An 18,004-nucleotide genomic window follows, 5' to 3' on the forward strand; every position below is an offset into this window, starting at 1 on the left:
AGCCAATGATAACCGACTTACTGATGATCCTTTTGGTGGTATTCATCGCTTTCCTATTTTGGCAACAACGTAGGCAATCAGAACTAGCACACAAAGCGATTGCTCGTCATTGTGAACAACTCGATTTACAACTACTGTCAGTGTCGCTATTACGTTATCAATTACGCTTACCGGACGGGCATTTTCAATTTCATTCTTTATATCAGTTTGAATTTTCCGCCCGTGGTGACGACTATTACCAAGGCCGAGCAATTATGGTTGGCTTTAAAGCAGCCAAATTTATTTTGCCGCCCTATCGTATTGTTGAAAGCGACTAATTAAAAAAAGACCAACTCGAAGAAGCTAAGTCAAAAAAGACTAAAGAGACCCGAAACATGCAAACACACGATGTAACACAAGAGCTACATAGAGCACTTTCTGCTATCACCGAAGAAGGTAAAGAACCAAGCGTGGCATTGATTAAATCTAGACTTTCTATGCCCGTTCCAATGCCAGCTATTATCGCCACTTTAAAGTCTTGGAAGTCATCCAACAAAGTACCGAAAGTAGAAATCGCCAGTGAGAAAATCGCCCTATCGGCAGAAGAGCGCATTACCCAATTAGAAAAGCAAGTACAAGAATTGACTCAACGCTTAACCGAGCTAGAAGGGAAATAACATGAAAATTTGGGTTGATGCTGACGCGTGTCCAAAAACCATCAGAGAAACTATCTGTCGCGCGGCAGAACGTACCGGCATTACCACAACTTTTATTGCCAACCACTTAGTGCCAGTACCGAAGCGCAATAACATTCACAGCGTACAAGTCGAAAGTGGTTTTGATATTGCGGATAATGAAATCGTCCTTAGAACCGAACCGGGAGATCTAGTGATCACATCTGATATTCCATTAGCAGATGAAGTGATCACCAAAGGCGGCCAAGCATTAAGCTCGCGCGGTGAGCTTTATACCAAAGACACCATCAAAGCTCGTCTAAATATTCGTGATTTTATGGATACTATGCGTTCAAGTGGTGTTCAAAGCGGAGGACCACCGCCACTCTCCCAAACCGATAAGCGTGAATTTGCGAATCATTTGGATAAGATATTGGCGAAAGGGAATAGATAGTACCTAAAAAGAACAGCTCCGCGATCGCTTTTACACAAGCATAAACAAAGGAACCGTCATTCCTGCCGAGCCTTAGCGAGAGCAGGAATCTACTCACCACGTACTGAATATAGATCCTCGATGTCGCTTAGGCTCCTCAAGGATGACAATGAACTGTCAGTACTCACGGTTCCCTGCAACACGTTCCATCTTCTCTGCTCCCGAAGCGAAAAGCATTCTCCTTCGGTTTATGTTTTCGCTTTTCCGAGTCACGAGCAACGATGCCACCGTCCCTCATGTCTAAGCGCCGTCTAAGAATTACTTCAAATGATCCCAAGACAAATTCGACACAATTCGGCAATCATCACATTTGAAATAGAAGATATCATGCAGCGGTTGTTCGAGTTTCCAATCACCACCACAACGAGGACAAGGTCGACTCTGTTCGGCTTGCAAGCTTTCACCACCGACTCGATATAAATAGTAGTAGGTCGGGATCTTAGTGATGTACTCTAGTCGACCACGTAAATCCCAGCCTCGGCGGAATAAATCACTGTCTACTTGAGCAATTTCTTTTAAACCAGCATGTTCCGCTTCACACGCACCTGCCATTTGCAATTCATCACATGCTTGCCACTCAGTTTGCCATTTTACTAACGACTTATGATCGCCATTTAAGGTCGGTGGATTGTGATACAACGGGATGGGTCTAAAGGTATCACCGCAACGTAATGGTGAGCATGAGTGAACAAAGGTAGTATATAAAACCTGCCAACTCGGTGTGTTTTGCTCATCAAATGACACCGTTTGCTCAGAGTTAAGATCTTGCCCTAGTACTTTTACTTTTGGTGCTAGTACTTTTGCCTCTGTTAGTCGTTGCAAGCAGACTTTGACATAATCGGAATGGTAATCAGCGTGTAAGCTATTCGCTTCAGGGCAAATTAAACGAGCACGAAACTCGCCATCACCAATAATAATCGGAAACTCACGACCGAGAATCTGGCCGTTATAACGCAAAGCATCAAATAAACCGTTAATCGCTTTTTCTACCGCGTCGATAGTGGTGTTATCAAAACATTCAAATCGTAATTCAACTACGTACACTAAACACCCCAACTACACTTCTGCTTGGCATTGCAATAAAAACTGCTCGACATTAGGCGATAACACATCACGCTTATCGGTTCCTAATCGTTCTAAAATTACTTCACCAGAAATATTGCAGATTGAAATCACATCTAGCTCTGCATCAGTGGTACCAATAAAAATGGTTGGTTTTAATTTTAAACGACGCTGCGTCACTAGATGACCTAAAATATTTTCTTGCAGACGAATAAAATCTTCATCACTCCACACTTGCAGTAAAGTGAATGGTTTACTTTTCCAAGACAAAGTGAGATCGGCGCTATACTGTGAACCATAAAAAGTCTTTACATCAGGGTGAATAATTAGCTCAATGCCGCGTTCTAAATCGCTGAAATCCGCTAACTCATCACGTTCTTGAGGTAACCATTCAATATTTTGGTCATCAGTACGTTGCACGCAAGGTGAAGGAATACCCTCCATTTCATTGGCAATAGGAAAGCTTTTATAGGCCTCCTGCCATTTATCCACAAATTCTGTGGTTAAAACCGCTAATGCCTGGGCAATATTGTGATTCATTTAGGACTCCCTGATGACAGCTAACTTTTGATTCAGTAATATTCAAACAAATTTCGGATAAGAGAAGTATCATGACTCACTCATCAAAGCAGACAAAATATGCTAATGCCAAAGAATTGCAAGGATTAACATTAGGCCAAGCGACACAATATAACCATGACTATGATGCGAGCCTTTTGCAACCGGTTCCACGTAGCTTAAATCGCGATGATTTGGGGTTAAAAGACTCTACTGAACTGCCTTTTGTCGGCGGCGATATTTGGACGCTTTATGAGCTTTCATGGCTAAACAACAAAGGTCTACCACAAGTGGCAATCGGTGATGTCATTCTCCCGCCAACTAGCCCTCACTTGATTGAATCTAAATCTTTCAAACTCTACCTCAATAGCTTTAACCAAACTCGTTTTGAATCTTGGCAGCAAGTTGAGCAAATTATCGCGCAAGACTTATCTAATTGTGCAGGAGAAGCGGTTGAAGTCATACTACGTCCGCTAAGCCATTACACTCAGCAGCCTATCACTACTATGCAAGGTCAATGCATTGATGAGCAAGATATTGAGATCACAGACTACCAATTCGATGAAAGCTATCTTGACGGTTCTACTAGCCCTCAAGAGGTCAGTGAGTGCTTACACAGTCATTTATTGAAATCAAATTGCTTAATTACCAACCAACCAGATTGGGGGAGTGTTGAAATCGAATACACTGGAAAAAAAATCAATCAAGAAGCACTACTACGCTACCTAGTATCATTCCGTGAGCACAACGAATTTCACGAACAATGCGTTGAGCGTATTTTTTGTGACATTATGAAATACTGCCAACCGAAAAAGTTGAGTGTTTATGCACGATATACCCGTCGCGGTGGACTGGATATTAACCCATTTCGTTCAACTCATCTTACTAGACCAAGCCAAATGATCCGAATGGCCCGACAATAACCATGCACTGAGCAATTATTCCGTCAAGCGGTCATCCTACTAAGTTATCATTCCACGAATGCAGGCTTATTCTCACTTGCGACTCAACAAGATGGCGCAATAATGCTAAGCTATTCAACCCCAAGTGACCTAAAATGCCAAATGAAGAGCAATTTAGATAACTTGGGTATCATTTACCTATACCGCTTCTTAGAGATAATGTAACTATGAAAAAGATCCTTTGGATATGTTTCGCTTTTATGCTGACATTCAGCTCTGCGCTTCAGGCCAAAGTCTATCTCTCTCCTATCCTCAACGAAGCGCATAAATTGCTTAGCGTTACTCCCGAACAATCCTTAGCGCTCACTAAACAATATATTTCTACACGTAAAATAGTTTCTACTAAAAATCAAGACTACACACTGTCGCGAGAAGGCAGTGAAAAAAACATTCGAACACCTTCAACGACGATTGAAGCACTGCAAATTATGGCTAGTGCTTACTACGTATTAGACGAACAAAACCTAGCATTTACTACCTTAAAAGAAGCAGAAGCCTTAGCGATAAAGTATCAAATTACCCAACCACTACTAACGACTAAGCTAGAATATGCAAAATTACTTTGGCAATGGACCAAAGATTTCGAACGTGTTCAACAAGATATCGAACAACTCAAAACACAAGTTAAAAAAGAAACCACCAATAAGCATTGGCAACAAGAAACCTTGTACCAGCTGAATATGTTAGAAGCTGAAATGAACAGCTATTTAGGTCATGACGTCAAAGCAGAAACCGCCTTTCAACAAGCGCATAATTATTTAACCAGTGCGAGATCGGTTCCTTTGACTATCGACTACCACTTACGTTTAGGTCAGTATTATTTATCCAAAAACCAGTATGATCAGTCCCTAACCGAACTCCTCACCACCTATTGGTCAGCGATAAAAGCGAGTGATAGTATTGAATTAGCTCGTACAAACCTCTTGCTAGCACAGTTATTTTTCACTCGCCAAGTATTTGATAAAGCACTTGAACATGCCACTGAAGCGGCAGATTTTTATGATGCTTACCCGCACTCCGTGCCTCTTTCTGATACCGTACAATTAATGGCTGATATTTTCTTTAATCAAGGAAAATACAATTTAGCATTAGTGAATTATTTAAACTTGCTAGATAACGAAACCAATCACAGAGACATTAAACAAGTCATCCAACTACGAATTGATATTTCAAAAACCTATTTAAAGCTATTTGATCTCACCCACGCTGAAGACTATTTGGTAAAAGCAGAACCCCTCACAGAACAAAGTAATAATTCAGAGCTAAAAGCAAAAACATTACTACTTAAAGGCTCCATTTCTCTCGCTAAAAAAGAAATAAAAGTCGCTATTACAAGTGGCAACAAAGCTTTATATATTGCTGAAGAAATACAAGATAAACACTTACAAATGTTTGCTTATCAAGTACTGTCGGAAGCATATCAACAAAGTAAAAATTACCAGCAAGCATTACGCATGCAGCAACAATATCAACGACTATGGCAAAACCAACAAGATCAGTTTAACGCCATCAATGAAGATGTATTTCGTCAACAAAAAGACATCATTGAAAAATCACTGCATTATGCTGGTCTTGAAAACGATTTAATTTATCTCGATACACAATACGCTAAATATCAGCGTGCTACGATTATCCTAACGATCATCGCGTTTATGTTGCTATGTTTAGTGATTCGCCGTGGCTACTTAAATCAAAAAATACGTGATGAAGTTGAAACTCAAACGATTGATTTGTACACCCACCCTAGATCTGGGCTTCAAAATCTCAAGTTACTAAATGCTAAACTACCAAAATCATTAGAACGTAGTAATGCAGTATTTGAACAATGGCGACTTGGAGAGTTAATTAACGAACCATTAAGCGATCGCTTAAACTTTGTAATGTTCGATTTTCCATTTCTCCGCAATGTCTATTTAAGACAGGGCTATCAAGCTGGCCTCAATGTTGAAAAACAGTTTGGTGACTACATGAAAAAGTTAATAATCAAACCAACTCGCTTATATCATTTTTCTGATGGATTGTTTTTATACATAGAACCTAAAGGCGAAGCGAAAGATACACCGGAATATTTCTGTGAAAAAATTCAAGATTGGATCAATCAATTTGAGCCAAACCAAAATATAGATCGTCACTTTAGAATGGGCATGGCTGAGTATCCATTCTTACCACGTGCATACACAGCTATCAATGATAAAGAGCTGATTGATATACTCTTTATGGCAATCTATCTAGCACGAAAGATTAAAAAACGTTACTCCCCAAAAGAGCCGTCTAACTGGGTATACTTAACCGCTATTGAAAATGCACCTGCTGCCAGTTTTGCGAGTACCGATATTCGTCATGCTTGTGAACAGGCTGTCGAGCAAGGACTCATCAAAATTCACACATCTGGTGGACATGATGACATTGCCAAAGCCATTTTACGTAACGATGATAGTAAACAAAAGCATTAATTAATCGACAATCAGTCTCGAGAATGTCATTGAGATCACTCACTTATCAATAAATATTATTCACGGAATATAGCGAAATAAAGCAAACCTGTGTAATGTGAAAGAACCTACCGAAACAATCATAATTCATAATCGGTGAGAAGGAGCTTTCTATGATTACGCAAATTAGCCCGATGGGCAGTTTAGATTTATTGTCTCAATTAGAAGTCAGCAAGTTAAAAAAAGCCGCTTCTAGCGATCTCTACCAGCTTTATCGTAGCTGTTCTCTCGCAGTATTAAACTCCGGCAGCCATACTGATAATTCGGAACAATTATTAAAATTAAATGAATCTTTTGAAATTGAGGTGCTACGCCGTGAACGTGGTATCAAACTTGAATTAACCGATCCACCTGAACACGCTTTCGTTGACGGAACCATCATTAAAGGGATTCAAGCTCACTTATTCTCAGTGTTACGAGACATTGTCTTTTTACACGTACATTTGGCAGACAGCCAACGCCTACAACTGACCGATTCCACACAAATCACTAACCAAGTATTCGGTATTTTACGCAATGCTAAAGCCCTGCAAACAGGCACCGAACCGAATCTGGTTGTCTGCTGGGGTGGCCATTCTATCAACCCTATTGAATATCAATACACTCGCGAAGTAGGTAATGAACTTGGTTTGCGTGAAATGAACATCTGTACCGGTTGTGGTCCCGGTGCGATGGAAGGCCCCATGAAAGGTGCAGCAGTTGGACATGCTAAGCAACGCTATTCAAATCAACGTTATATTGGTTTAACTGAACCATCAATTATTGCGGCAGAACCACCCAACCCTATCGTCAACGAACTGATCATCATGCCGGACATCGAAAAACGTTTAGAAGGCTTTGTACGCTTAGGGCATGGAATTATCATCTTCCCTGGTGGCCCAGGAACTGCTGAAGAATTACTGTATATTCTCGGTATATTGATGCACCCAGATAATGCAGATCAACCTTTGCCATTAGTGCTTACTGGACCTAAAGAAAGTGAAGCTTACTTCCGTTCCATCGATCAATTTATTCACGATACGCTCGGCCCTAAAGCTCAACAGCATTATCAAATCGTAATTGGAGATCCAGCAAAAGCTGCGCGAATAATGAAAGAAGCAATGCCGAAAGTGAAAGAACACCGTAAGTCTCAGGAAGACGCTTATAGCTTCAACTGGTCGCTACATATCGCGCCAGACTTCCAAGCGCCATTTGAACCCACACATGAATCAATGTCGGAACTAGATCTACACCTAGAGCAACCACCAGAAAAACTAGCCGCCAACTTACGCAAAGCTTTCTCTGGTATTGTTGCAGGTAACGTAAAATCGGAAGGCATTCGTGAAATTAAGAAACACGGCCCATTCATCATAGATGGTGATCGTAACTTAATGGAAAAAATGGATACCTTATTAAATGACTTTGTTGAGCAGCAACGAATGAAACTACCGGGGTCTGAGTACGTTCCTTGTTATCGTGTTGCTCGTTAGTCAATAAAATTCAACTCTACAATTCTCTGAATTTGCTACAATGGCTTTGATTTTATTTACTCAAGTCATCTCAAAGCCATTTTTATTCAGTGTTAGGAGAAGTTATGTCAATTCACTTGGTGATCATCGATGCCCTCAATCTGATCCGTCGAGTGCACTCTGCACAACCTGATGCCAACGATATTGACCGTACCATCACGACCACCAGTCGAACCATCAATAAGATTCTGGTTGAATCGCAACCCACCCATATCATTGCGGTATTTGATCATCATCAGCAAGATCGAGGCTGGCGAGCACAAGTCTTACCTAGCTATAAAGAAGACCGCAAACCAATGCCCGTACCGCTCCTTACTGGCTTAGAAAAGATCCAATCGGCTTGGTGGGAACTAGGCATAGATTCGTTACTTTCCGATGGCGATGAGGCCGATGACTTAGTGGCAACGCTTGCATACAAGGTCGCATCGGCAGGCGAGAAAGCCACCATAATCTCAACCGATAAAGGCTACTGCCAACTACTCTCACCCAACATTCAAATTCGCGATTATTTCCAACACCGCTGGCTAGATGCACCATTTATCGAACAAGAATTTGGCGTCAAACCCGAACAACTTGCCGATTACTGGGGATTAGTCGGAATTAGCTCAAGCAAGGTACCCGGGATTCCCGGCATTGGGCCGAAAGCAGCGAAAGAAATATTGCAGCAATATGGTGATATCGAAACCGCTTATGCTGCTGAAGACTTAAAGCCTAAATACCGTAAAAAGTTTGATGAGCATATTGAGCTTGCACGTACCTGTAAACAAATTGCAGCATTACAGACCGATATGAAGTTAGGGTTTAATTTGCAAGATGTGAGGTTTGAGAAATAGCGTCGTGGCTCGTAACTAGGACGCTCTGCTGCTCGTATCTCGAAAAAGAAATAACACCAACAACGGAATTAAATCGTAGCTCGTTTAATCGAAACACGAGCTACGATAAGCGAAGCGCCCAAGAAGCGCAGCGCTCGCTGTAAATTAATACGGCGAAATATTCTTCAAAATCTGCACATGCACGGTGATTTCTTCACGGTCATGATATAAATGCTTCGCTTGCAGTTTGAAAGGTACATCGTTTTCTTTAAAGAAAATCTTCAAGTTTTCAATGTCTTCCAATACTTCATCGTAACGGCCTTTCATCGGCAGTTTTAAGTTAAAGATCGCTTCTTTGGCTAAACCACGAATTAACCATTCCCCCATGAGTTGGGCAACTCGAGATGGTTTCTCAATCATATCGCACACTAACCAAGTAACATTCTTCTTAGCAGGCTCAAATTTAAAGCCATCTGCTGCGTGGTATTTAACCTGACCAGTATCCATCAAGCTTTGCGCCATTGCACCATTGTCCACCGCGTGGACAAACATAGAACGCTTAACTAATTGATACGTCCAGCCCCCCGGGCAAGCACCTAAATCAACTGCCCACATGCCTGGTGCTAATCGTATATCCCACTCTTCTTTAGGAATGAAAACATGAAACGCTTCTTCCAGTTTCAACGTTGAGCGACTTGGTGCATCTGATGGGAATTTTAAACGTGGAATCCCCATAAAGAACTGTGAGTTGTTTTGAGATAATGAGTAACCAACATAGCAATGCCCCGGTGCAACAAAACACACATGCAATACTGGCTTTTTAGCATTGTCTTTAGCAAACAAGAAGCCTTTACCACGCATCGCACTGCGCATTGGTACCGTAAACTTGCGGCAGAATTTCAGTAACTCTTTCGCTTCGTTGGTATCTGGTGTTTCAACACGAATATCGCCACAGGTTGGAAATTGTTCCTGCGCTTCAATCGCCGCTAAAATTGGCGAAATACGATCTTCTGTCGGTAAATCAGTTAATGCATCAGCCACCGCAATCATCTGACGAGCAAAGATCAACGCTTTAAAGTCGAGAAGTTTGATCAGCTTATCCGCATCACCTTCTTGGTAACACTCAAAAAGCACGTAACCCGATTGTTTTTTCACACGGGGAAAACCAAAAATTTCTAAGTTATTGGCTTTATCTTGGATTTCTCCTGCGCATTCTTTTTCAAAACCAGAACGGCAGTAAAGTAAAACGTGTTTCACAGTGTCACCTTATTTAATCGTAAAACGGATAGAGCAAAGATAATCCAGCCCAACATAAAAAACACACCGCCTAATGGGGTAATTGGGCCAAACCATTTTATTCCAGTTAAAGCCAGCGCATATAAGCTGCCACTAAAACAAAGGATGCCGATGATAAAGCAAATACCAGCATATACCACACCTTTACGCCCTTTCTCTGAGTATTCGTCTGACGAAGATGTAGAGTTAGGTGCAGTGATCATCAAAATAATCCCACACGTTAACAGCGCAAAAGTATGCCACGCTTGATATTGTACTCCAGTTTTAAATACACCGAGTAAATACTCAGGTAAGCGATGTGATAAACCATGAGCAGCAAAGGCGCCGAGTGCTACGGTAACTAGACCAGAAAACCCAGCAAAAGCGAGAATCTTCTGACCTCTACATTTTGAAATAGACATGATTTTTCTCCTATATCACTGAGTATGATTTTCAATAAAGGCCATCATTTTGCTAACCGCCAATGCTCGATTAGCTTGCTCAGTAAAGCCGGATTTTACTCTAGGCTTTAAGCTATGATCGCCATCGGGAATAAAGTCGACATGAATGGAATCAGAAAAAGCAAATGACTGACATTCCTCTTTAGTGCCAAAAGTATCGCGTTCACCTTGTAAAATTAACGTTGGTTTAGTGATATTGACTAAATGTTCGCCTTTATAGTTCTCAGGCTTACCCGGCGGATGAAAAGGAAAACCTAAACACATCACCCCAGTTACTAATGGATGCTCTGATAAATGACTGGCCATCCGCCCGCCCATCGACTTACCTGCCAAAAATAAATACTGCCCTTCGCGGTGAAAAGTGTTAATTTTTTCTTCAAAATCTGCTAATAATTTTGGAGCACGATCAGGCGGCCTTTTTTTACCATTTTGCGCGCGAATCACCATATAAGGGAAATTAAATCGAACGACCCTTACTCCGTGAGCCGCTAATCTTTCAGCTATGTCAGCCATAAACTCATGATCCATTCCTGCGCCAGCGCCATGGGCAAGTAATACTGTCACTACCGCCTTATCATCACCATCAATCATAATTTTATGTTGTTGTGACTCTAGATTCATGCTTTATCCTTAATACTACTGATAGTGCCAATTTCTTCACCGATTTCATCGAGTAGTTGATCTTGCTCACTAGCGGCTTTACTAAGCATCCAGTCTCGGAACGTTGCCACGCGTCCAACATCAGCTTGCTTAACATCACACACCACATAGAAAGCATTTTTACTGATCAAAACTTCATCAAATGGCTGTACTAAACGACCGGAATCTAAATCTGGTTGAGCAAGAACATTATTCACTAGCGCAATGCCTTGGCCATGCATTGCTGCTTGGATCACCATGGTTGAGTGACTAAATATTGGACCGTGATTAACGTTAACGCCTTCAATATTATGCTCTTTAGTAAACTGCTTCCAATACTTACGCGAGCTATCGTGCAGCAAGGTATGGTTTTTTATGTCGGCTAAACAATTTAATGGCTTACTACCGAGTAACAGTTGTGGCGAACAAACTGGAATCAAACACTCTAAATACAGTTTATCCGCACGCACACCCGGCCAATTGCCACGACCATAATAGATCGCTACATCAACATCGTCGGAAAGCAACCCTTCATCCATATCAACCGCTTTGATCCGCACATCGATATCGGGCTCTTGAGCGTTAAAGTCGGCTAAACGTGGGACTAACCATTGAATAGCAAAACTAGGTGTTAAACTAATAGTTAATGCGCCCTTTTCACTGCGCTCTAACACCTTATCGGTAGCATCAGAAATTGAAGTAAAAATATCTTTGATATCTAAAAAGTAACTCTGCCCTTCTTCTGTCAGCAATAAAGATCGATTACGACGTCGGAATAGCTTGATACCTAAAAATTCTTCTAATGCTTTTACTTGGTGGCTGACCGCCGCTTGTGTAACAAAAAGTTCTTCTGCCGCGCGAGTAAAGCTCAAATATCGAGCCGCGGCTTCAAACACACGTAATGAATTCAAAGGAGGTAAACGTCTAGCCATAAATCAAACCTTTATTTAGTAGTCAAATGACAGCATTGTTTTATACCTAAGTGACTTCAAGGTGTAGAATTCACTCGGGGATAACAAAATTATTACGCATTAATTTTTCTCATGTGAAGCATTATAAATTGTCCATTGCTGAAGTGCCATGAAAACTCTATATTTCATAACACATTAATGAGTTACAGCATTTATTCCAAACCTATAAATCTGTGATTAACTAATGCTAATGTTGTGTTTGCATTAACTCTGTTGAGTTTTATGACCAGTGGTAATACTCCCTCATTACCATTGATTCCTGATTATTTGATAGTGAATCAAATTTATACACAGTTAGATTTATTCTAACTGTGTTTTTTTTGTTCCTGAAAACCATCAAATAAATGTGATTGATATAAAAAAACGTCGACTAAAAAGCCGACGTTTTTCTTTATTCTATCCTCCTTAGTTAAGGACGATAGACTTTAACATTGTCATAACCTAAATCTTTGAGGTACAAGGCTTGCAAACGGCTCATCACACCACGGTCACAGTACAATAAGTATTGCTTACTCTGATCAAGGTCGCCAAACTGAGTTGCTAACTTATAGAAAGGTAGGTGTTTAATCTCAACACCATCAATTTCTAATGGATTCATATCCTCTTCATCCGGGCTACGAACATCAAGAACGACCGCTTGCTCGGAAATTTCAGCGACTTGCTCTACTTCCGGCGCTTGCTCTTGGCTTTCCGTTTCAATATCACGGATATCCATCACGCGGGCATTGGCAACCACTTGCTCAAGAATATCGAAGTTGAAGTTCAATTCTTCTTTTTCTAGTTTTGCTTTAACTGCTTTCACCGTTGGCTTTTTAGAGATAACACCACAGTATTCTGGCATCACTTTAGCAAAATCTTCGGTGCCGATTTGACGAGCAACATTGATAATATCTTCTTTATCCCAGTTAATCAGAGGGCGAAGAATCAAAGTATCCGTCACATTATCAATCAAACGCAGGTTAGTTAGCGTCTGACTTGATACTTGACCTAATGCCTCACCAGTCACTAATGCTTCAATACCGAACTTCTCAGCAACCATACCACCTGCACGCATAAACATACGCTTAAGTACTACCCCCATCTGGCCGTCATCAATATTTTCTAGAATTTCAGCCACTACTGGCTCAAAATCTACCGCGATGAACTTCACTTTGGCTGAAGAACCATATTTCTTCCATAAGAAGTGTGCTACTTGCTTCACGCCGATTTCGTGCGCAGGACCACCTAAATTGAAAAAACAGTAATGGGTTTTTGAACCCCGTTTGATATGTAGGTAACTGGAAACGCCTGAATCAAAACCACCAGAGATTAAGCTCAATACATCTTCTTGAGTACCAAGAGGGAACCCTCCTAAACCTTTATGGCGAGCGATCACTTGGTTCAGCTTATCATTGGCGATTTCTAAATTGACGGTCACTTCTGGCTTAGTCAATTTCACACGAGCAGATTCAACCGCTTGGTTTAAACCACCACCAACATAACGTTCAACTTCAATCGAAGTAAAATCATGCTGACCACGGCGCTTAACACGCACGACAAAGGTTTTTCCTTCAATAAGTTCGCGGCTTTGTTCTAGCGCTTGCTCATAGATATTGTGTAAGTCGGTAAACTCAGACTGCAACACTTCAAGCGAGTGATGAATACCGGGAGTATGAGTGATAATTTCAAGTACTTTATCGTAATATTCATCGCTATTGGCAGCGATTTCAATGTGATCACGACGGTTTAATACCGCTACAGATTCTGTTTCACGCTGGATTATATTGCGAAGATTACGCTCCAGTGTGCGAGTGAAACGCTTACGAACCGAGTCACTTTTAACAAAAATTTCTGGATGGGGTTTTACAATAAACTTCATATCATGATTCACTTTTTATCGGATTATTCGACATTATGGTTAAATTCAATTCAGATAACGCCAAAACTAAGGCGCAAAATTATACACGACAATTCATCTAGGCGGAATGTATTTCCTATCTAGCCTCTCTAGGCCACAATTTCCTGCCAATTTTAGGATAAAAAGCAGATTAACCCTTGTTTCACCTCTGCTAGGTCAAATACAATTAGCCCTTTCCAAATCCTCTATATAAGCAGAATCCACATGGCGAGCAAAAAACCTGAAAATATGAGCTTTGAAGCGTCATTAACCGAGCTAGATGCCTTGGTTAATCAACTTGAAAATGGCGATTTAAATTTGGAAGACGCATTAAAGAAATTTGAACGTGGTATTGCCCTTGCTCGTTCTAGCCAAACCAAATTAACCGAAGCTGAGCAACGCGTTGAGATTTTGCTAAAAGATGACGATGAGTCAGAACTGATCCCCTTTGACCCTGAAAGTGACATTTAATATGAACATTTCACTGGCTGACTACCAAGCACGAAATAACCTGCAGCTAAACTTATGGTTAGATAGTATTCCGCATCAAAATCAAACGCTGACTAAAGCTATGCGCTATGGCTTACTGCTTGGCGGTAAACGTGCTCGTCCGTATTTGGTTTATATCACAGGACAAATGTTTGGCTTAACTTTAGAGCAATTAGATACACCAGCATCAGCTATAGAATGTATTCATGCTTATTCATTGATCCATGATGATTTACCCGCCATGGATAATGATGAACTGCGTCGTGGACAGCCAACTTGCCATATAGAATTTGATGAAGCGACCGCGATCTTAACTGGCGATGCGTTACAAACTCTTGCATTTACTATTCTAACAGAAGGTTCTTTAGCTACAGTCAGTGAGCCCCAACGTATTCAGTTAATCAAAGAACTGGCCAATGCTTCAGGTTCACTAGGCATGTGCATGGGTCAGTCTCTCGATCTTGAAGCAGAAAATCGCCTAGTCTCTATTGGAGAATTAGAAGAGATCCACAGAAACAAAACCGGCGCTCTGATTAAATGTGCAATCCGTATGGGGGCATTTTGCGCTGGACAAAAAGGCATTGAAGTTATGCCGCATCTAGACCGTTATGCAGAAGCAGTCGGGCTTGCTTTCCAAGTTCAAGATGACATCCTAGATATTATTAGCGACACCGAAACCTTAGGAAAACCTCAAGGTTCCGATCAAAATTTAAATAAAAGTACTTATCCTGCTCTGCTAGGATTAGAGGGAGCCCAGCAAAAAGCGCAAGACTTGTTACAAGAAGCGCTTCAAGCACTACAGGCTGTACCTTACAATACTCAGTCACTCGAAGAGTTCGCTCGATACGCCGTCGAACGCAGCCATTAAAATACTCTAATTAAGCGCTAAAATTTTATGACTCTTGATATATCAAAGTATCCAACACTTGCACTTGCCAATACACCTGATGAGTTGCGTACCTTACCAAAAGAAAGCTTATCGCCGCTATGTGATGAGTTACGTACTTATTTGCTCAATTCAGTAAGCCAATCCAGTGGCCATCTCGCATCCGGCCTCGGCACAGTTGAGCTGACTGTCGCGCTTCACTATGTTTATAACACCCCATTTGATCAACTGGTCTGGGATGTGGGCCACCAAGCCTACCCTCATAAAATTTTAACCGGTCGTCGTGAGCGCATGCCGACTATCCGTCAAAAAGATGGCTTACATCCTTTCCCATGGCGCGGTGAAAGTGAATATGACACGCTTTCGGTAGGTCACTCTTCTACTTCAATCAGTGCCGCGTTAGGTATGGCGATCAGCGCGCAGAAAGAAGGTAAAGATCGTAAAGTGGTGAGCGTGATTGGTGATGGTGCGATTACCGCAGGTATGGCATTTGAAGCAATGAACCACGCCGGTGATGTGCACGCTGATATGCTAGTGATCTTAAATGATAACGAAATGTCGATTTCTGAAAACGTTGGCGCACTTAACAATCATTTAGCTCAACTGCTTACTGGCAACTTCTACACGTCCATCCGTGAAGGTGGTAAGAAAGTACTATCAAATGTACCGCCAATTAAAGAGCTGGTACGTAGAACGGAAGAACATCTAAAAGGCATGGTCGTTCCTGGAACTATGTTCGAAGAGCTTGGCTTTAACTACATTGGTCCAATCGATGGTCATGACGTTAAAGAGCTGGTCAAAACATTAAAGAACATGCGCGGCTTAAAAGGCCCCCAGTTTTTGCATGTGATGACCAAAAAAGGTAAAGGCTATGAGCCAGCGGAAAAAGATCCTATTGGTTATCACGGCGTACCTAAATTCAACCCAGAAGAAAGCTCACTGCCGAAAAGCAGCGGTGGCAAGCCCACTTTCTCTAAAATTTTCGGCGACTTCCTGTGTGATATGGCCGCGCAAGATCCTAAGCTCATGGCAATCACACCCGCGATGCGCGAAGGCTCTGGCATGGTGCGTTTTTCCAAAGAATTCCCACAACAATATTTTGATGTGGCGATTGCGGAGCAACATGCTGTCACGCTTGCGTCAGGTATGGCGATTGCTGGTCAACACCCAATTGTGGCGATCTACTCAACTTTCCTACAACGTGGTTACGATCAACTGATCCACGATGTGGCAATCATGGATTTACCTGTGATGTTTGCCATTGACCGTGCCGGATTAGTTGGCGCAGATGGTCAAACTCACCAAGGTGCCTTTGATTTAAGCTTTATGCGCTGCATTCCAAACATGGTGATCATGGCGCCAAGTGATGAAAACGAATGTCGCCAAATGCTCTATACTGGTCATAAACACCAAGGTCCAAGTGCAGTGCGTTATCCTCGTGGTTCAGGTTGTGGTGCAGACATTCAAACTGACATGACAGAACTTGAAATAGGTAAAGGTCGTATCGTCAAAGAAAGCTCAGCTAAGAAAGTGGCGATTTTATCTTTCGGTACCTTCTTACCAGAAGCATTAAAAGCGGCCGAAAGCCTAGATGCTACTGTTGCGGATATGCGCTTTGTTAAGCCACTCGATGAAGGATTAGTGCTAAAACTCGCAGCAGAACATGACGTATTGGTTACTCTAGAAGAGAACGTGATTGCCGGCGGTGCAGGCTCTGGTGTGATTGAGCTTCTCATGCAACACAAGCAAATTAAGCCTGTGCTGCAACTAGGTTTGCCTGATCGCTTTGTTCAGCAAGGCACCCAAGATGAGCTGTATCAAGAGCTTGGTTTGAATGCGGTAGGTATTGAAAAGCAGATAAAGGCTTATTTAGGTTAAATTAAAGAAGTGATAAACAAGTGGCACGATAGTTTTCTCTATCAGGCCACTTTTTATTTAAATTGTTGCCTTGTTTAATTAAAACTTCGGCGAATCAAAGTTATTCGGCTCATCGGTGTAAACCGCGACATTCGACTTTTCTACTAAACCGGTTTCTGCCACACATTGTTGTTGGAAGAAGTCAGCAATTTCTTGACGTTGGCAATGAGCTTCAAACGCTTCGTTGCTTGCCCAGATTTCATGGAAAGCAATTGGGTAGCTTTCACCGCCGGCAAATGGGCTGGTACGGTGACGAGTCACGACATATTGCAAGCAACCATCTTCGCGTAGAGTATTTGGCTCTAACGCTTGCAGCACGGCAAACAACTCATCTAGCTTGCCTTCTTTTGGTTGAAACTGCGCAACACAATATACTTTCTTAGACATCTTACTTCCCTTAATAATCGTTATAAATACAAAACCACTAACCATAAACTGATCGCTGCAAAAACTCCCGCCAGCACATCATCAATCATGATGCCAAAGCCACCATGGACATGACGATCGAGTAAACTAATCGGCCACGGCTTCACCATGTCAAAAATTCGAAATAACACAAAGCCAATCAGCAAGGTTTGCCAATCATAATGCGGTAATCCCAGCAAAGGCACTACGCTCATGGTGATCCAAAAACCGACGAACTCATCCCACACGATTGCGCCATGATCATGAACTTGCATATCATCAGAGGTTTTCTGGCAAATGGTTATGCCAACTAAAGCGGAGATGACGACCACGATACCGTAAGCGAACGGCGGCAATTGAACCAATAATAAATAAAATGGAATAGAAGCTAAGGTTCCCATGGTTCCTGGAACAATTTTGGATAAACCACTACCAAAGCCCACGGCTAATAGATGCCATGGATTAGATAACTTAATACGGTCGATAGGGTTTATCTTATCTGGTATGTGCGACATGTTGCACCTTATTTTGTTGTAATTTTAATA

Annotated in this window: 19 protein-coding genes; 10 read left to right on the plus strand and 9 right to left on the minus strand. The window is 41.7% G+C overall.

The features are described 5' to 3' along the window. Positions 1 to 5 precede the first annotated feature (5 nt). Genes ACE3G9_RS13240 through ACE3G9_RS13250 form a run of 3 tightly spaced genes read left to right on the plus strand, consistent with a single transcriptional unit; the run spans position 6 to position 1,107 of the window. A complete protein-coding gene (locus ACE3G9_RS13240) occupies positions 6 to 317 on the plus strand; it encodes a DUF3301 domain-containing protein (protein ID WP_449219371.1) in 312 nt (103 codons plus the stop codon). A gap of 57 nt (positions 318 to 374) precedes the next feature. Continuing rightward, complete coding sequence (locus tag ACE3G9_RS13245; protein ID WP_449219372.1) at positions 375 to 656, plus strand: hypothetical protein; 282 nt, start codon at positions 375 to 377, stop codon at positions 654 to 656. A gap of 1 nt (position 657) precedes the next feature. Further along, positions 658 to 1,107: a YaiI/YqxD family protein gene (locus ACE3G9_RS13250; protein WP_449219373.1), complete on the plus strand. Its 450-nt coding sequence runs from the start codon at positions 658 to 660 to the stop codon at positions 1,105 to 1,107. 297 nt (positions 1,108 to 1,404) lie between these two features. Here the strand turns inward: ACE3G9_RS13250 and ACE3G9_RS13255 are convergent, their stop codons facing one another. Both ACE3G9_RS13255 and syd read right to left on the minus strand, forming a co-directional pair. Further along, positions 1,405 to 2,190 (minus strand): Zn-ribbon-containing protein, encoded by a 786-nt coding sequence (locus ACE3G9_RS13255; RefSeq protein ID WP_449219374.1) that lies wholly within the window; start codon positions 2,188 to 2,190, stop codon positions 1,405 to 1,407. Between the two features lie 12 nt (positions 2,191 to 2,202). Next, the gene (gene syd, locus ACE3G9_RS13260; protein ID WP_449219375.1) at positions 2,203 to 2,748 is read right to left on the minus strand and encodes a SecY-interacting protein; all 546 of its coding nucleotides are present in this window, start codon (positions 2,746 to 2,748) and stop codon (positions 2,203 to 2,205) included. 71 nt (positions 2,749 to 2,819) lie between these two features. Here syd and queF point away from each other — a divergent pair, with 71 nt between their 5' ends. From queF to xni, 4 genes are all read left to right on the plus strand, one after another. Further along, positions 2,820 to 3,689: an NADPH-dependent 7-cyano-7-deazaguanine reductase QueF gene (queF, locus tag ACE3G9_RS13265; RefSeq protein WP_449219376.1), complete on the plus strand. Its 870-nt coding sequence runs from the start codon at positions 2,820 to 2,822 to the stop codon at positions 3,687 to 3,689. A gap of 206 nt (positions 3,690 to 3,895) precedes the next feature. After that, positions 3,896 to 6,181: a tetratricopeptide repeat protein gene (locus ACE3G9_RS13270; RefSeq protein ID WP_417879315.1), complete on the plus strand. Its 2,286-nt coding sequence runs from the start codon at positions 3,896 to 3,898 to the stop codon at positions 6,179 to 6,181. 152 nt (positions 6,182 to 6,333) lie between these two features. After that, positions 6,334 to 7,689: a nucleotide 5'-monophosphate nucleosidase PpnN gene (ppnN, locus tag ACE3G9_RS13275; protein WP_449219377.1), complete on the plus strand. Its 1,356-nt coding sequence runs from the start codon at positions 6,334 to 6,336 to the stop codon at positions 7,687 to 7,689. A 104-nt stretch (positions 7,690 to 7,793) separates the two neighbouring features. Next, on the plus strand, positions 7,794 to 8,561 hold the full coding sequence (xni, locus tag ACE3G9_RS13280) for a flap endonuclease Xni (RefSeq protein WP_449219378.1): 768 nt from the start codon (positions 7,794 to 7,796) through the stop codon (positions 8,559 to 8,561). Positions 8,562 to 8,705: 144 nt separating this feature from the next. Here the strand turns inward: xni and rlmM are convergent, their stop codons facing one another. The 5 genes from rlmM to thiI all read right to left on the minus strand — a co-directional run bounded on the left by rlmM (position 8,706) and on the right by thiI (position 13,744). Further along, entirely contained in the window at positions 8,706 to 9,797 is a 1,092-nt protein-coding gene (gene rlmM, locus ACE3G9_RS13285) for a 23S rRNA (cytidine(2498)-2'-O)-methyltransferase RlmM (protein WP_417879318.1), read from the minus strand. Next, positions 9,794 to 10,237, minus strand: coding sequence for a DUF423 domain-containing protein (locus tag ACE3G9_RS13290; RefSeq protein WP_449219379.1), 444 nt, complete (start codon positions 10,235 to 10,237; stop codon positions 9,794 to 9,796). Before ACE3G9_RS13290 ends, rlmM begins: the two co-directional genes overlap by 4 nt. A 15-nt stretch (positions 10,238 to 10,252) precedes the next feature. Next, complete coding sequence (locus ACE3G9_RS13295) at positions 10,253 to 10,897, minus strand: alpha/beta family hydrolase (RefSeq protein WP_449219380.1); 645 nt, start codon at positions 10,895 to 10,897, stop codon at positions 10,253 to 10,255. Continuing rightward, positions 10,894 to 11,847, minus strand: a complete 954-nt coding sequence (locus tag ACE3G9_RS13300; RefSeq protein WP_417879321.1) for a transcriptional regulator GcvA — start codon at positions 11,845 to 11,847, stop codon at positions 10,894 to 10,896. The genes ACE3G9_RS13295 and ACE3G9_RS13300 overlap by 4 nt, the downstream gene beginning before the upstream one ends. 448 nt (positions 11,848 to 12,295) lie before the next feature. Then, positions 12,296 to 13,744 carry a tRNA uracil 4-sulfurtransferase ThiI gene (gene thiI, locus ACE3G9_RS13305; RefSeq protein ID WP_417879322.1) on the minus strand — a complete coding sequence of 483 codons (1,449 nt, stop codon included), beginning with the start codon at positions 13,742 to 13,744 and terminating at the stop codon, positions 12,296 to 12,298. A gap of 243 nt (positions 13,745 to 13,987) precedes the next feature. On the opposite strand from thiI, the gene xseB reads away from it, so the two are divergent. From xseB to dxs, 3 genes are read left to right on the plus strand one after another with little or no spacing between them, the layout of a single operon-like run. Continuing rightward, positions 13,988 to 14,233, plus strand: coding sequence for an exodeoxyribonuclease VII small subunit (gene xseB / locus ACE3G9_RS13310; RefSeq protein WP_449219381.1), 246 nt, complete (start codon positions 13,988 to 13,990; stop codon positions 14,231 to 14,233). A gap of 1 nt (position 14,234) precedes the next feature. Next, the gene (gene ispA, locus ACE3G9_RS13315) at positions 14,235 to 15,119 is read left to right on the plus strand and encodes a (2E,6E)-farnesyl diphosphate synthase (RefSeq protein ID WP_449219382.1); all 885 of its coding nucleotides are present in this window, start codon (positions 14,235 to 14,237) and stop codon (positions 15,117 to 15,119) included. A gap of 27 nt (positions 15,120 to 15,146) precedes the next feature. After that, entirely contained in the window at positions 15,147 to 17,015 is a 1,869-nt protein-coding gene (gene dxs, locus ACE3G9_RS13320) for a 1-deoxy-D-xylulose-5-phosphate synthase (RefSeq protein WP_449219383.1), read from the plus strand. A gap of 78 nt (positions 17,016 to 17,093) precedes the next feature. Here dxs and ACE3G9_RS13325 read toward each other — a convergent pair whose 3' ends face one another. Both ACE3G9_RS13325 and pgpA read right to left on the minus strand, forming a co-directional pair. Continuing rightward, complete coding sequence (locus tag ACE3G9_RS13325; RefSeq protein ID WP_449219384.1) at positions 17,094 to 17,441, minus strand: putative quinol monooxygenase; 348 nt, start codon at positions 17,439 to 17,441, stop codon at positions 17,094 to 17,096. Between the two features lie 20 nt (positions 17,442 to 17,461). Beyond that, entirely contained in the window at positions 17,462 to 17,974 is a 513-nt protein-coding gene (gene pgpA / locus ACE3G9_RS13330; RefSeq protein ID WP_449219385.1) for a phosphatidylglycerophosphatase A, read from the minus strand. Between the last annotated feature and the right edge of the window lie 30 nt (positions 17,975 to 18,004).

The sequence above is a fragment of the Vibrio sp. E150_018 genome (assembly GCF_053544035.1).

Excerpts from the sequence above, each read along its gene's own strand:
- ACE3G9_RS13240 (WP_449219371.1), top strand. The coding sequence starts at position 6 with ATGATAACCGACTTACTGATGATCCTTTTGGTGGTATTCATCGCTTTC.
- ACE3G9_RS13245 (WP_449219372.1), top strand. The coding sequence starts at position 375 with ATGCAAACACACGATGTAACACAAGAGCTACATAGAGCACTTTCTGCT.
- ACE3G9_RS13250 (WP_449219373.1), top strand. The coding sequence starts at position 658 with ATGAAAATTTGGGTTGATGCTGACGCGTGTCCAAAAACCATCAGAGAA.
- syd (WP_449219375.1), bottom strand. The coding sequence starts at position 2,748 with ATGAATCACAATATTGCCCAGGCATTAGCGGTTTTAACCACAGAATTT.
- queF (WP_449219376.1), top strand. The coding sequence starts at position 2,820 with ATGACTCACTCATCAAAGCAGACAAAATATGCTAATGCCAAAGAATTG.
- ACE3G9_RS13270 (WP_417879315.1), top strand. The coding sequence starts at position 3,896 with ATGAAAAAGATCCTTTGGATATGTTTCGCTTTTATGCTGACATTCAGC.
- ppnN (WP_449219377.1), top strand. The coding sequence starts at position 6,334 with ATGATTACGCAAATTAGCCCGATGGGCAGTTTAGATTTATTGTCTCAA.
- xni (WP_449219378.1), top strand. The coding sequence starts at position 7,794 with ATGTCAATTCACTTGGTGATCATCGATGCCCTCAATCTGATCCGTCGA.
- ACE3G9_RS13290 (WP_449219379.1), bottom strand. The coding sequence starts at position 10,237 with ATGTCTATTTCAAAATGTAGAGGTCAGAAGATTCTCGCTTTTGCTGGG.
- ACE3G9_RS13295 (WP_449219380.1), bottom strand. The coding sequence starts at position 10,897 with ATGAATCTAGAGTCACAACAACATAAAATTATGATTGATGGTGATGAT.
- ACE3G9_RS13300 (WP_417879321.1), bottom strand. The coding sequence starts at position 11,847 with ATGGCTAGACGTTTACCTCCTTTGAATTCATTACGTGTGTTTGAAGCC.
- thiI (WP_417879322.1), bottom strand. The coding sequence starts at position 13,744 with ATGAAGTTTATTGTAAAACCCCATCCAGAAATTTTTGTTAAAAGTGAC.
- xseB (WP_449219381.1), top strand. The coding sequence starts at position 13,988 with ATGGCGAGCAAAAAACCTGAAAATATGAGCTTTGAAGCGTCATTAACC.
- ispA (WP_449219382.1), top strand. The coding sequence starts at position 14,235 with ATGAACATTTCACTGGCTGACTACCAAGCACGAAATAACCTGCAGCTA.
- dxs (WP_449219383.1), top strand. The coding sequence starts at position 15,147 with ATGACTCTTGATATATCAAAGTATCCAACACTTGCACTTGCCAATACA.
- ACE3G9_RS13325 (WP_449219384.1), bottom strand. The coding sequence starts at position 17,441 with ATGTCTAAGAAAGTATATTGTGTTGCGCAGTTTCAACCAAAAGAAGGC.
- pgpA (WP_449219385.1), bottom strand. The coding sequence starts at position 17,974 with ATGTCGCACATACCAGATAAGATAAACCCTATCGACCGTATTAAGTTA.